The sequence below is a fragment of the Siminovitchia terrae genome (assembly GCF_003605405.2).
In the GTDB taxonomy this organism is placed as follows: domain Bacteria; phylum Bacillota; class Bacilli; order Bacillales; family Bacillaceae_C; genus Siminovitchia; species Siminovitchia terrae.
In genome coordinates this window covers 58,945-72,415 of sequence record NZ_QYTW02000004.1, presented here as the reverse complement: position 1 = coordinate 72,415, position 13,471 = coordinate 58,945, and the positions used below count along the sequence as shown (strand labels likewise).

General features: G+C 41.4%; 11 protein-coding genes. 2 read left to right on the top strand and 9 right to left on the bottom strand.

Annotated features, from left to right (window positions below; translation table 11 throughout):
* Positions 1–88 precede the first annotated feature (88 nt).
* Together D5F11_RS06370 and D5F11_RS06365 are read right to left on the bottom strand one after the other, a co-directional pair.
* Positions 89–1,471 (bottom strand): aminotransferase family protein, encoded by a 1,383-nt coding sequence (locus tag D5F11_RS06370; RefSeq protein ID WP_120115460.1) that lies wholly within the window; start codon positions 1,469–1,471, stop codon positions 89–91.
* A gap of 56 nt (positions 1,472–1,527) precedes the next feature.
* On the bottom strand, positions 1,528–2,997 hold the full coding sequence (locus D5F11_RS06365) for an aldehyde dehydrogenase family protein (protein ID WP_120115461.1): 1,470 nt from the start codon (positions 2,995–2,997) through the stop codon (positions 1,528–1,530).
* 185 nt (positions 2,998–3,182) lie between these two features.
* Between D5F11_RS06365 and D5F11_RS06360 the strand changes: the two genes are divergently transcribed.
* Positions 3,183–5,999, top strand: coding sequence for an AfsR/SARP family transcriptional regulator (locus D5F11_RS06360; RefSeq protein ID WP_120115462.1), 2,817 nt, complete (start codon positions 3,183–3,185; stop codon positions 5,997–5,999).
* Between the two features lie 224 nt (positions 6,000–6,223).
* Here D5F11_RS06360 and D5F11_RS06355 read toward each other — a convergent pair whose 3' ends face one another.
* The 3 genes from D5F11_RS06355 to D5F11_RS06345 form a co-directional block, all read right to left on the bottom strand.
* On the bottom strand, positions 6,224–6,946 hold the full coding sequence (locus D5F11_RS06355; protein ID WP_120115463.1) for an amino acid ABC transporter ATP-binding protein: 723 nt from the start codon (positions 6,944–6,946) through the stop codon (positions 6,224–6,226).
* Positions 6,943–7,599, bottom strand: coding sequence for an amino acid ABC transporter permease (locus D5F11_RS06350; protein WP_120115464.1), 657 nt, complete (start codon positions 7,597–7,599; stop codon positions 6,943–6,945). Before D5F11_RS06350 ends, D5F11_RS06355 begins: the two co-directional genes overlap by 4 nt.
* A gap of 96 nt (positions 7,600–7,695) precedes the next feature.
* Positions 7,696–8,538 (bottom strand): basic amino acid ABC transporter substrate-binding protein, encoded by an 843-nt coding sequence (locus D5F11_RS06345; RefSeq protein ID WP_120115465.1) that lies wholly within the window; start codon positions 8,536–8,538, stop codon positions 7,696–7,698.
* 270 nt (positions 8,539–8,808) lie between these two features.
* On the opposite strand from D5F11_RS06345, the gene D5F11_RS06340 reads away from it, so the two are divergent.
* Positions 8,809–9,261: a universal stress protein gene (locus D5F11_RS06340; RefSeq protein ID WP_120115466.1), complete on the top strand. Its 453-nt coding sequence runs from the start codon at positions 8,809–8,811 to the stop codon at positions 9,259–9,261.
* Positions 9,262–9,332: 71 nt separating this feature from the next.
* Here the strand turns inward: D5F11_RS06340 and argH are convergent, their stop codons facing one another.
* From argH to D5F11_RS06320, 4 genes are all read right to left on the bottom strand, one after another.
* On the bottom strand, positions 9,333–10,703 hold the full coding sequence (gene argH / locus D5F11_RS06335; protein ID WP_120115467.1) for an argininosuccinate lyase: 1,371 nt from the start codon (positions 10,701–10,703) through the stop codon (positions 9,333–9,335).
* The gene (locus D5F11_RS06330) at positions 10,700–11,905 is read right to left on the bottom strand and encodes an argininosuccinate synthase (protein WP_120115468.1); all 1,206 of its coding nucleotides are present in this window, start codon (positions 11,903–11,905) and stop codon (positions 10,700–10,702) included. Before D5F11_RS06330 ends, argH begins: the two co-directional genes overlap by 4 nt.
* A gap of 201 nt (positions 11,906–12,106) precedes the next feature.
* Complete coding sequence (locus tag D5F11_RS06325) at positions 12,107–12,613, bottom strand: MogA/MoaB family molybdenum cofactor biosynthesis protein (protein WP_120115469.1); 507 nt, start codon at positions 12,611–12,613, stop codon at positions 12,107–12,109.
* Positions 12,613–13,452 (bottom strand): EcsC family protein, encoded by an 840-nt coding sequence (locus tag D5F11_RS06320; protein WP_245998096.1) that lies wholly within the window; start codon positions 13,450–13,452, stop codon positions 12,613–12,615. Before D5F11_RS06320 ends, D5F11_RS06325 begins: the two co-directional genes overlap by 1 nt.
* Positions 13,453–13,471 lie beyond the last annotated feature (19 nt).

Sequence of the window (13,471 nt, the reverse complement as noted above, 5' to 3'; positions counted from 1 at the left end):
AAAGAACTAGCATAATCATGAGAAAAAGAGACCGTCCCAAAGGTCTTCTCCGAATTTGTCAATTTTGGGACAGCCCTTTCATCAGTAATTAAAGAACTTTTTGCTCAAACTCTTTAATTGAATCTGATAAAATCTCGATGATTGTTTCAATGTCCTGCTTTTGTGAGATTAATGGAGGTGCAATGGCCACAGCATTCATTCCTCCGAAAATAAGCGGCCTCAAAATCAGATTGCGTTGCTTACAAGCGGCGACAACCGCTGGAGCTGCAAACAATTCCGGCGCAAAGCCTTCACCTGTCTCAGGATCTTTGAACAGCTCAATAGCCGCCATTAATCCCAGCCCTCTGGCTTTTGCAGTAATCTTGTGGTTTTCCTCCAGATACTTCAGGCCTTTTAACAATCCCTCTCCCATTTCACGGGCATTCTCCACAAGGCCTTCATTTTCAATGATTTCTATATTTTTCAATGCTACTGCACAAGCCGTCGGATGTCCGCTGTAGGTGAATCCATGGAACATCGGTCCTTCAGACATGTCTGCTAGCTCATCTCTCAGCTTGCTTGACATCATGACTGCCCCAAGCTGGACGTAGCCGCTCGTAATCCCTTTCGCAACACACATTAGATCAGGAACGATATCCCAGTGTTCAACCCCGAACATTTTTCCTGTTCTTCCGAATCCCGTGATAACTTCATCTGTAATCATGAAAATATCATGCTCATCACAAAGGTCGCGGACCGATTTCAAATATCCTTCTGGAGGAATATTCACACCACCGACTCCCTGTATAGGCTCAAGAATGACAGCCGCAATATTTTCCGGTCCTTCCTTCTCGATGATCCCCCTGATGCTTCTTTCGTAGTTGGGATGGGACTTTTCCCCTTTTTCGCATTCAGTTTGATGCGGCAAAGCATGCAAGAAACCAGGGGCGATTTCTGTGATCATATTTTTAAATTCAGGAACGCCTGTGGCGCTCGTCGTTCCCATCGTTACACCATGATACCCATTTTCCAATCCAATAATTAATCTTTTTTCCGGTCGCCCTTTTAGCTTCCAATAATGTCGAACGATTTTAAAGGCTGTTTCGTTAGATTCCGATCCTCCAGATGTAAAGAAGCTTACATTCAGGTCGCCGGGTGCGATGCTTGCTAGCTTTGTGGCTAAACGTATAACTACTTCGTGCGACTGGTTGAAAAAAGAAGAACCGTAAGAAAGCTTGAGAATCTGCTCACTTGCTGCCTCAGCAAGTTCTTTTCTCCCATAACCGACGTTGACATTCCATAAGGAAGATACCCCGTCGATGTATTCATCGCCATTTACATCGGTGATGCGAATGCCTTTTCCTGATTCAAAAATGAGTTCAGGCCCTTCCACCTGCTGTTCTTTGATCGGAGTAGTCGGGTGCAAAAAATGTTTTTTGTCCAGTTCTCGTAATTCCTCCACACTGATTTCAGTTGTTACAGATTTAGTCATTATCAATTCCTCCCCTAAAGTTCTTCTGTAAGTTATTATTTATGGACAGGTACGCCTTAAGCGCCGTACCAATCGATAGCGTCAGGATTCAAATCAACCCAGACATGCTTTGTTTCCGTATACATATCCATAGCCTGAACACCCAGTTCACGCCCGAACCCGCTCTGTTTGGTTCCGCCAAATGGAGCCGCACTGTCCAAGAGACTATATGTATTGATCCATACAGTTCCGGATTTGAGACCTCTGGCCATCCGATGACCGCGTTTAATATCGTTCGTCCATACGCCCGCAGCCAATCCATATATCGTATCATTTGCTTTTCTTAATGCATCCTCTTCATCCTTGAATCGAATAACTGACGCTACAGGTCCGAAAATTTCTTCTTGGGCAATTCTCATTTCATTGGATACGTTTTCCAAAATGGTCGGAGTAAAGAAATATCCATCTCCTGAAAAAAGTCTCTCCCCACCAGTCAGTAAGCTTGCTCCCTCATCCAGTCCAGCCGCCACATAATCCTCAATTCTTTCAAGTTGTGTTTGTGAAATTTGTGGCCCCATCTGTGTAGCCATATCCAACTGATTGCCAACCTTGATTGATTTTGCCTGCTTAACAAATGCATCCATGAAGTCATCGTAAATAGAGTCCTGGACAAAGATACGGGAGCCTGCCGCACAAACCTGTCCTTGGGCAAAATAAATACCGAACGCAGCCATTTTTACTGCATTTGCAAGGTTGGCGTCTTCAAAGATAATATTTGGGGATTTCCCTCCAAGCTCGAGTGATAACGGTTTCAAATTCTCGCTGGCAGCCTGCATGATAAATCTTCCTGTTGCAGTTGATCCTGTAAAGGCGATTTTGTCAATGCCTGGGTGTGACACTAGTGCACTTCCCGCTTCTTTTCCAAACCCAGGAACAACGTTTATAACTCCATCTGGAATACCAACTTCCTGGAAAATCTCCATTAATTCAAGCAAGCTGGAAGGTGTCTGTTCCGCCGGTTTAAGCACAATCGTATTTCCGGCTGCAAGTGCAGGTGCAATTTTCCACATAGCGAGCATCAATGGGAAATTCCAAGGTACCACTGCCCCGATAACACCAAGCGGCTCACGAATCGTATAATTCAATCGGTCAGGAGGTGAAGCAAGTGTTTCCCCTTGTAATTTATTGGCAAGCCCCGAATAAAATTCAAGAACATCAATAGTTGCCGGCAAAGCAATGAATTGGGTCTCTTTTATCGTTAAACCGCATTCTCTCGATTCCACTTCAGCAAGGCGTTCAATCTTTTCTCTCATTTTAAGTGCGGCCATGAACAGAAGCCTACCTCTTTCCCCCGGCGGCATGTTCTTCCATTCATTTGATTCAAAAGCCCTTCTCGCCGCCTGAACAGCGCGATCAACATCTGCCTTTCCCGCTTCTGCGACGACAGCATTCACTTCTCCTGTCCCTGGATTGTAAGTTTCAAATGTTTTTCCTGAGAGAGCATCTGTCCACTCTCCATTAATAAATAGTTTGTATTCCTTAGTCATCGTCAATCTCCCTTCAAAGTCATATTGAATATTGTGAGGATTTAACTTAAACTAAATGATAGACCAAAAGACTTACTGGAAACTTACAAACTTTCTTACTTTTTAACAAAATACATATCCGACCTGGGCCAACCCTAATCTAAAAAAAGACAGCGGTTACAGTACTTTAAAATGAGGGGGAGATAATGATGAATATTGAGGAAAATAAGTTACAAATGCCTAATTACTCTCCATCTTTGAAAAGAAAGCGGTTATTTAATGAACTGGATCAGCATGAAAAGGTTTCATTGCTGCTGGTTACTGGTGACAGCGGCTATGGAAAAACCATGCTTATTTCCAGCTACATCTGCGAGAAAAGGATTCCAGCAGTCTGGTACCAGTTAGGAAGCTCGGATCGCTATGCCCATATATTTCTCAGCTATGTCAAAACCGGTATCTCTAGACAATTGGGGATTGACCACTCGCCGCAAATTTTAGAAGCCGAAGAGGTTGACTCTGAATTGGCTACCATCGTTTCAATATTGGCGGACAGAAAAGAGCCGCTGCTGCTCGTCTTTGACGACTACCAGTTGGTAGATTCAAGCCCCGAAATAGAACCGATCATAAATGAATTAATACATACCTCCCCGGCAGTGACCGTCATTATTATCAGCAGAGGCCTCCCGCGATTACCAATAGCCAAGTTGAAAGTAGAGCGGAAATACAAAGAACTTACGACTGCCGATTTAGCCTTTACCCTTGATGAAACATGCCGCTTTTTCAATGAAATGAATCAATTGAATTTGGAAAATCAGGAAGTACAATTCATTTTCGAAAGGACCGAGGGCTGGATTGCAAGCTACCAGCTCATTCTTGGTGTCATTGCCAAAATGAACGTCAAGGAGCGCTTATCGCTGTGGTCTACGTTCCCTTATGTCCAAGACATTTATGACTATTTATCTGTGGAAGTCCTTCAAGCACAGCCTGAAGAGGTCAAACATTTTTTATATAAAACGAGTTTGCTCACTGAACTAGATCCAGTCGTAATTGATGAGTTTCTTGGCATCGACTATTCAGAAAAAATATTAAGCCGTCTGCTCACCCAGCATTTATTTGTATATCGGGACCAACAGGGCATGATCCGTTACCATCGTTTATTCAGGCAGTATTTGTATCAAAACTATAAAAATAAAATAAAAAATGATTATATGAAGGAACATTTGAGGCTGGCTACCATTTATGAAGAGCGTTATCAACTAATCAATTCCTTTGCCCATTATACAATTGGAAAAGATTACTTGAAGGCGGCCAAGGTCATGGGATTGATCAGAGATTTATATAATCCAGTCGAGTCAATGCTATTTTTGGACGGATGGCTCGAGGAGATATCAGCTGGTGACTCATTTGCCAACAATACATTGTTTTTGATCCGGTGTGTACCGCTCGCCACACTAAAGGAGTTGACAACCCTTTTTGAAGAAAACATATCCCTTTTAAGAAAAAAGAAGAATGAACTTTGGCTTTGCAACCTCCAACATCGCCTTGCAACCATCTATCTGATGCGCGGAGATATCGTGAAAGCAAAACAGCTTTTCAGCGATTCATTAAAGGGCTCAGAACAATTTCACGACCATGCCATGAGTGCGCTGAATTTAATCTTACTGGCCGAGATATACAGATATTTGCGGAAGGATGAAGAAGCGATTGAGCATGTGCGAAAAGCCGTTTTCATTTCTGAACGTTACAAGATCAAACATACTCAAATTCACGCGTTAGATACTCTCGCAACCATCTATCTCGATAAAGAAAAAGTAGATAAAGCTGCCCCTTATATCCAATTAGCACTGAATATCGCCAAAGAGCACGATAAATCATCCTTGACATTCATATACACGACAATGGGTAGACTGTACAGTGTAAAAAACGATGGAACCAAAGCTATTGAATGGGGAGAAAAAGCTGTCAGCCTTGCTGAAAGCTTCAATAATGACTTTGACAACGGATGGTCCAAACATGAACTAGGGAAAAGCTATTTAAAATGCAAAAAATTTGAAGAAGCAAAAAGATGTTTTGAACAAGCATCTGAAGCATTCTCCCTTTTTACACATTACCAATGCATGGTTGAGATATCGTTATACCATTTATATACAGTTATCGGAGATAAAGCGCAGGCTGCCAAAACTTACTCGGAAATAAAAAACACATGTGAAAAATATGATTTTTATTGGCTTTTGGATGGATCGAAGCCAAAAGCCAAAGTGAAGAATTTGAAAGAGCGACCGAAACAGCTTACGATTCATACGCTTGGAAACTTCAATGTATGCTACGAAAATAAGCCAATTACAATCAAGCGTCAATCAAGTTTGCGCCTACTGCAATTTTTCATTACACACAGAAATAAAAAAATAGAAAAAGACATGATTATCGATACTGTTTTTCCTGATGGTTCTTTGAGTACGATTGATAATCATTTCAACGTATCATTGTCCGTCCTAAGGAAAACATTAGAGCCCAATTTGAAGTCCGGGGTCCATTCCCGCTTTATTAAAAGATTTGGCAACCAATACTTGTTTGATACAACCGACGTAGATTTGGATATAGAAACATTTATGACTCTGACTAAAAAAGGAGATGATGCCGATATAAATAATTTAGAAGAAGCTGTCAAACTGTTCCGTGGAGACTATTTTGAGGAATATCCATATGAAGCGATGTTGGAAAATGAACGTGAACGGCTTAGGGTTTTATTCGTAAAAACAAGTCAAACGCTTGCTCAGCATTACTTTGAGCAAAACCATTATAAAAAGTGCTTTGAGTATTTTGAGAGGATTCTGGACAAGGACCCGTATCAAGAAGACATTTATTTTGATTATCTCGAAATGCTATTAAAGAAGAATCTTGTTACCAAAGCAACTAAAGTGGCAAGTGACATGAAACAGTTTTTTACCAATGAGATGGGAATATCCGTAAATGATCAAATAGAAAATATATTTTCTAAATTCAGTGTGCAAATGCACGGATAACTTTACAAATGGTGCCAGCTTTCACATCCAGGGAGCGGCGCCACTTTTTTTAAAAGTTTTATTCCGATTCCGCTCCACAATTATGTTTGATAGCCTGTCTTGAAATCCTAATATGGTTTGGCTACATTAAAGGTGGTTAGCTTCACTGTTCAGCCTTCTGAACTCACCCTCACGATTTGTAACCATAAAAAAAGCCTGCAATTAAAGAATTCAGGCTTTGACATTTATAAAACTTTTCCTAAGAAAGCTTTCGTACGTTCATGCTGCGGATTGGAAAAAAGCTCCGCAGGATCATTTTCTTCGACGATATATCCGTTATCCATAAAAATAACTCGGTCTCCGACTTCCCTGGCAAACCCCATTTCATGGGTGACCACAACCATTGTCATCCCGTCTTTGGCGAGCTGCTTCATCACTTCAAGGACTTCACCCACCATTTCAGGGTCCAGTGCTGATGTCGGTTCGTCAAAAAGCATCACTTTTGGTTCCATCGCCAAGGCCCTGGCAATCGCTACACGCTGCTTTTGGCCTCCAGACAAAGAATCTGGGTAGACATTTGCTTTATCTGCCAATCCGACTTTATGAAGGAGATCCATCCCCTTTTCGTTAGCTGCTTGTTTGGATACCCCTTTGACATTAATCGGGGCCATTGTAATGTTTTCCAAAACAGCTTTATGTGGAAACAAGTTGAAATGCTGAAATACCATTCCGACATTCTTACGGATTTCATTGATATCAGTCTTTTTATTTGTAAGATCTTTCCCTGTCACATACACATGGCCGCCAGTTACAGACTCAAGAAGGTTCAAGCAGCGGATGAATGTAGACTTTCCTGATCCTGATGGTCCGATTACAACTACAACTTCCTGTGGATTCACTTCAAGAGTAATATCTTTAAGCACTTCATTGTCTCCAAAGGATTTTTTCAAATTTTTAACAGAAATCATTCAGTCTTCATCCTCCTTTCAATGAAGTTCATCAAGTATGTCAATGATAAGGTAAGGATTAAATAAATGATTGCTACTGTAATATAGGGTTCCCATACACGGATATACTGCCCTTGCGCGGCGCGTCCCCAATACATGAGCTCAGGTGCCGCAATGATGGCTGCTAACGAGGTTTCCTTCAACAATGAAATAAATTCATTTCCAAGCGGCGGAATCATCCGTTTAAAAGCCTGCGGCAAAATAACTAACTTCATTGCTTGTTTATGGGTCATACCAAGAGAGCGAGCTGCTTCTATCTGTCCTTTATCAATTGATTGAATACCTGCTCTGAAAATCTCAGCCATATAAGCCGCAGAGTTAAGAGCCAGAGCTATTATAGCAGAAACAATCGGGTTGGCAGGACTCATAAATAACGGTACAACCCCAAAATGAATAAGAAGGATTTGCACTAAAAATGGAGTCCCTCTAAAGAAATTGATATACCAAATAAATGGCATGCGAACCCATAGTCTGTTGGCCATTTTTCCAAGCCCGATAAAAAGTCCCAGTATTAATCCCAGCGCTACCCCTGCAGCTGTCAGTCCAAGCGTCAACAACGTTCCTTTTATAAAAAACGGTAAATAATCTAATATAATATCATACCGAATGTTCATTGGGTTTCACCTTTCCTTGTTTGCCTGTCCAATACCTTAGAGAAAAAAACGGCTATCCACAGGTGAACACCATTATTGGACAGCCGTATTGATATATTATTTCTCAGCCGCTTTCTTTAAAGCTTCGACATCCGGCTCTTTATCAAACCATTTTTTATAGATTTCAGCATATGTTCCGTTATCAATGACAGTGTTTAGTGCTGAGTCGAATTCATCTACAAGGTCGCTTCCTTTTGGAAAAACAATTCCGTAAAATTCAGACTCGAACTCCTTGTCGTCTGCGACAGTTTGAATTCCTGCATCAGGATTTTTCTTTTGATATTCCAATGCAACTGCAATGTCTGTTACAGCGGCCTGAACATTGTCACCTTGCAATGCCTGGAACATAAGAGCAGCTGTTTCGTATTTAGAAATATCAGGAGAATTTTTACCAACCACTTTTTCAGCAGCAAATTGTCCGGTCGTTCCGTTTTGAACGCCTAGTTTTTTCCCATCCAAATCTTTCGCGTTTTTAATATCCACTTTACCTTCTTTGAAAGCGATCATTGTTTTTGATTCAAAATATGGATTTGAAAAATCGTAAGATTCAACTCTTTCATCCGTAATTGTGACCCCTGCCATACCAATATCCAACTGCTTGCTTTGAAGACCCGCAAACATGGCATCCCAACCAGTATTCTCAATTTTTACTTCATATCCGGCTTCTTCAGCCACTGCGTTCAACAAATCTACATCAAACCCAGTCACTTCACCCTTGTCCATGAATTCGAAAGGTGCAAATGTGGCTTCTGTACCAACATTCAACACTTTCGTTTCTTCTGTCTTTGCCCCACCTTTATCGGATGAATCTTTTTCAGCCTCTCCACCTCCACAGGCTGATAAAACAAGAGCAGATCCTGCAATAATAGACAATAACGTTTTTTTCATTGATATTTTCAACTATATGCCCCTCTTTCATTTGTTGCAATTCGTATAATTGATAGAGATTTCGGTATTTCTTCCTATATAAGAATAGCTTGTAATGGATTTATAATCAATGATTTTTATGCATTTTTATACAAAATCTTTATTTTTATATATTTTTTTATTATTAAAATATAAATGTGTTTTTTCTGTGAAGGCAGTCGTCTTCCTTTTATCTATTATTTACGGTTTGAATGAGATATACTCTTTCAATAATGTTAAAATAAAGATAGGGAGGCGATTTTGATGGATTTGTCTTACAAAAATATTTTAGTCGCTGTTGATGGATCAAAACAAGCAGAATGGGCATTTAAAAAAGCCGTACAGGTTGCCAAAAGAAACAATGATGCAAAGCTGACTCTCATCCATGTCGTCGACACAAGATCATATGGTGCTGTTGAAGCTTACGATGTCACCATGGCTGAACGTGCAAGAACATATGCAGAGAAGCTTCTTGCCGGTTACAAAAAAGAAGCAGCTGAAGCTGGGCTTACAAATGTAGAGACACTGATTGAGCACGGCTCTCCGAAAGTGGTCATCTCCAAACAAGCAGCTAAAGATTTGAATGTTGACTTGATCGTTTGCGGGGCTACAGGACTGAATGCTGTAGAGCGCCTACTCATCGGAAGTGTTTCCGAAAACATTACTCGTTCTGCTAAATGTGATGTCCTTGTCGTTAGAACAGAAAATGACGAGTAATCCCGTGTTGGAGCTGGAAGCAGGCTAATTCTATGAAAAGAGCGTTATCCCAAAAGGGAAACGCTCTTTTTTCATATAAGCTTTTTGGCTTGTTCCAATTGAATTTTGACTTGGTCAAATCCTGTACCGCCGTATGAGTTTCTTCTTCTTACCGCTTCTGTCGGTGACAGTACGGAATAGACATCATTGGAGATTTCGTTGCAAGCTTCCTTGAATTCTTCCAAAGTGAGGTCCAGTAAATAGCAGTTCTTGTTAATGCAATACAACACAAGCTTACCGACGATTTCATGCGCTTCACGGAACGGGATTCCTTTTGCCGCCAGATAATCTGCAAGTTCTGTCGCATTGGAAAAGTCCTGGTTAACCGCTTCTTCCATGACGTCTGTCTTTACCGTCATCGTTTCAATCATTCCTGCAAAAATTTTCAATGAACCAACCATCGTATGGACTGTGTCAAACATACCCTCTTTGTCTTCCTGCATATCTTTGTTATAAGTCATAGGCAGACCTTTTAAAATCGTCAGCATAGAAATAAGATTTCCAAATACTCTGCCGCTTTTTCCACGGATTAACTCCGCCATGTCAGGGTTTTTCTTCTGTGGCATAATGCTGCTTCCGGTCGCATACGTATCGTCAAGTTCAATAAAGCTGAACTCTTTGCTTGACCAAAGGATGATCTCTTCGGCCAGTCTAGTCAAATGAGTAATGTTCAATGCAGAATTGCTCAAAAACTCCACAATGAAATCACGATCACTCACGGCATCCATGCTGTTTTCGTATACACTGGAAAAGCCGAGCAGTTCCGCTGAATAATGACGATCGATTGGGAAAGTTGTTCCTGCAAGAGCACTTGCGCCAAGCGGCGAAATGTCGATTCTTTTCAGGCTTTCCTGGAAGCGCTGTTTGTCGCGTTCAAGCATCCAAAAATAAGCTAGAAGATGATGCCCGAATGAAACTGGCTGCGCCCTTTGCAAATGTGTGTAACCAGGTAAAATGGTTTCCACATTTTTCTCCGCCTGTCCAACAAGGGCAGCTTGCATTTCCGTGATATGGTCAATAATCACTTGGACTTGTTTTTTCAAATACAAATGCATGTCAGTAGCCACTTGGTCATTACGGCTTCTTCCTGTATGAAGCTTGCCGCCTACCGGGCCGATTTCATCAATGAGCATCTTTTCCAGGTTCAGGTGGATATCCTCTTCGGAAACGGAATACTCCAGTTCCCCTGCTTCTGCTTTTTCCTTTAACTTTAGAAGACCCGCTTGGATCTGCTCGCTTTCGTCCTGTGTTAAAATTCCTGTCTTACCGAGCATTTTAACATGTGCAAGCGACCCTTCGATATCTTCCAAAACTAATTGCTGGTCAAAGGAGATGGAGGCCCCAAACTCCTCGATCCATTGCTCTGGCGTCTTGGAAAAGCGGCCTCCCCATAATTTTTTCATTGTTTAACAGTATCCTTTTTATTCACTGAGCTGTGAACTTCAGTCGGTAATCCCCAGAGCTTAATGAAACCGACAGATGCAGATTGATCGAACTCGTCGTCTGATGTGTATGTCGCAAGTTTTTCGTTATATAGAGAGTTCGGTGATTTTCTTCCTTCTACAATCGCATGACCTTTGAACAGTTTTACTCGGACAGTACCGTTGACAAACTGCTGTGTTTCTTTAAGGAATGCTTCAAGAGCAGGTGTAAGTGGTGAGAACCAAAGGCCTTCATAAATCATCTCAGTCAATTTTTTGCTGATGATCGGCTTGAAATGACCGATATCTTTTACAAGCGTCAAATCTTCCAGTTCTTTATGTGCAGTCAACAAAGTGATCGCGCCTGGGCATTCGTACACTTCACGAGACTTAATACCAACGAGTCTGTTTTCGACATGGTCGATTCTTCCAATGCCGTGCTTTCCAGCAACAGAATTCAAGTAAAGAATTAAGTCGCTTAGCTGATATTTATTTCCATCAATGGCAACAGGAACACCTTTTTCAAATTCAATTTCAACCACTTCAGGCTGATCAGGTGTATCTTCAAGGGCTGCTGTGAGGTCATAAGCATCTTCTGGAGGCGCTGCCCAAGGATCTTCCAAAATTCCACATTCGTTGCTTCTTCCCCAAAGGTTTTGGTCAATGGAGTATGGGCTGTCCAAATCGATTGGAATCGGAACACCTTTCTCTTTTGCATATTCAATTTCCTCTTCACGTGACCAGCTCCAGTCACGAACAGGTGCCAAAACTTCCAAGTCAGGATTCAAGGCTTTGATGGAAACCTCGAAACGCACTTGGTCGTTTCCTTTACCTGTACAACCGTGAGCTACTGCATCTGCGTTTTCCTTTTCTGCCACTTCAACCAATTTTTTTGCGATCAATGGTCTGGACAAAGCGGAAACGAGCGGATATTTATTTTCATACATTGCATGTGACTGCAATGCTGGAAGAACAAATTCGTGAGCGAACTCTTCTTTTGCATCAATCATGTAGCTCTTGGCTGCTCCCATGTCTAAAGCTTTTTCTTTAATGAATTTCAAGTCTTTGCCTTCGCCGACATCAAGACAGCATGCAATAACTTCATATCCTTTATCAATAAACCATTTAACTGCAACAGATGTATCTAACCCGCCGGAATAAGCAAGAACAACTTTCTTTTTCACAAAAAACCCTCCGTTTTCGGAATGTATTATTATGCACAAAAACTAATTTTTAATCATTTGATATTTGGATAATAACATACATCTTTAAAGAGTTCAATACATATTCATGAAAATGTATAAAAATAAAAAAATGGGGTCTGACCCCCATCGCGCTAAAGTGGTAACGAATTAACGCAGTGGGGGTCAGACCCCTTTTTCTCCCTATTTCTTCAGTTCTCTAATCACATGGCCCAATTCTTTCAGGATTAATTTTTCCATGGCTGTACGAACAGCGCCACTTGATCCCGGTGTAATAAAAATAGCTTTGCTTCGGTATGTTCCAGCCGCTGCTCTTGACATGATGGCTGACGAGCCGATGTCTTCCAGATAGCTAACCATTCGGAACAGCTCTCCAAATCCAACAATTTCTTTTTCAAAAAATGGAGAAATCGTTTCAATGGTAATATCCCTTTTCGCAATCCCTGTCCCACCGTTTATCAAGACGGCCTCTACATCTGGACTGTCTGCCGCCTCACGAAATGCGGAGGAGATAGAATCTTTGTCGTCCTTGACGATGGCATAATGTCCGAGCTCATGTCCTTTTTCACGAAGCAGGCTTATCATAAGCTTCCCGCTTTTATCTGTCTCTTCTGTCCTCGTGTCACTCACCGTAATGACTGCACAGTTGACTGTTGTGGGAGCCGTTTTTTTATGTTCATCCACACTCATTAAATATCACCGCTCTTGATCAGCAAGTGCTTATATTGATAGTATTTTAATGTAAAATCTGTAATTTTTCTCGTTGTTTTATAGTTAACACCTGCTCCTACAGCCATGGATGCAAGAGGAAGCCCCGAAACCTTCTTTTTGGACAGCATTAAAATAAGGCTGACCTTCAATAGATGCTTCAAAGGCTCATCCACCCATGAAGAATCCGTTATCCGCTCATGTTCATGATAATAGAATTGCTCGTCTCCCTTTTGCAGGTCATTGATTAAATCTTCCCACCCAAACATTTTCAACCGTTCAGGCATTGTTGCCGTATGGAAAACTTTCAGGGTCTCCAACAATCCGACCGGTGACTGGACACTATAGCCAAATGACATAGCCATCAATTGTACAGCCCGTAAATTAATGACAGCCATTCCAACTAAATCGCTTCCAACCAAGACAGCTTTCCCCGAACCCGTCATTCCTCCCTGTGCAAAAGAGTAGAGCCTGTGTCTTGCTGCTTGCTGTTCTGCAAGAAATGTCAATTGATCAATCGATAAGTTCCTCAAATCTTCCAATGTTTCAATGCCGCCATCCATGGAACGAGCTGTACGCAAAATCCGCTCCTCGGCATCTGTTTGTAATTGTGATTCTCGCAGCAGCGAATTTAAATGAAACAGCCACCCGTCGAGCTTATCAAAAAATTGGATTTGCAATGAATCAGGCAATAGTGAAAAAGCTTGTTCCACCCATTTATCATAGGCGTTCTCAATGTCTGTGGTTTCATATTCAAATAGTGTTTGGCGCCATTCCTGCAAATCTTCCCAAATCTGTTCATCTCTTTTTGTCCAATCCACTGCAAACACCCTTTCATCT

Excerpts from the sequence above, each read along its gene's own strand:
- D5F11_RS06365 (WP_120115461.1), bottom strand. The coding sequence starts at position 2,997 with ATGACTAAGGAATACAAACTATTTATTAATGGAGAGTGGACAGATGCT.
- D5F11_RS06340 (WP_120115466.1), top strand. The coding sequence starts at position 8,809 with ATGGATTTGTCTTACAAAAATATTTTAGTCGCTGTTGATGGATCAAAA.
- D5F11_RS06370 (WP_120115460.1), bottom strand. The coding sequence starts at position 1,471 with ATGACTAAATCTGTAACAACTGAAATCAGTGTGGAGGAATTACGAGAA.
- D5F11_RS06360 (WP_120115462.1), top strand. The coding sequence starts at position 3,183 with ATGATGAATATTGAGGAAAATAAGTTACAAATGCCTAATTACTCTCCA.
- argH (WP_120115467.1), bottom strand. The coding sequence starts at position 10,703 with ATGAAAAAATTATGGGGAGGCCGCTTTTCCAAGACGCCAGAGCAATGG.
- D5F11_RS06355 (WP_120115463.1), bottom strand. The coding sequence starts at position 6,946 with ATGATTTCTGTTAAAAATTTGAAAAAATCCTTTGGAGACAATGAAGTG.
- D5F11_RS06350 (WP_120115464.1), bottom strand. The coding sequence starts at position 7,599 with ATGAACATTCGGTATGATATTATATTAGATTATTTACCGTTTTTTATA.
- D5F11_RS06325 (WP_120115469.1), bottom strand. The coding sequence starts at position 12,613 with ATGAGTGTGGATGAACATAAAAAAACGGCTCCCACAACAGTCAACTGT.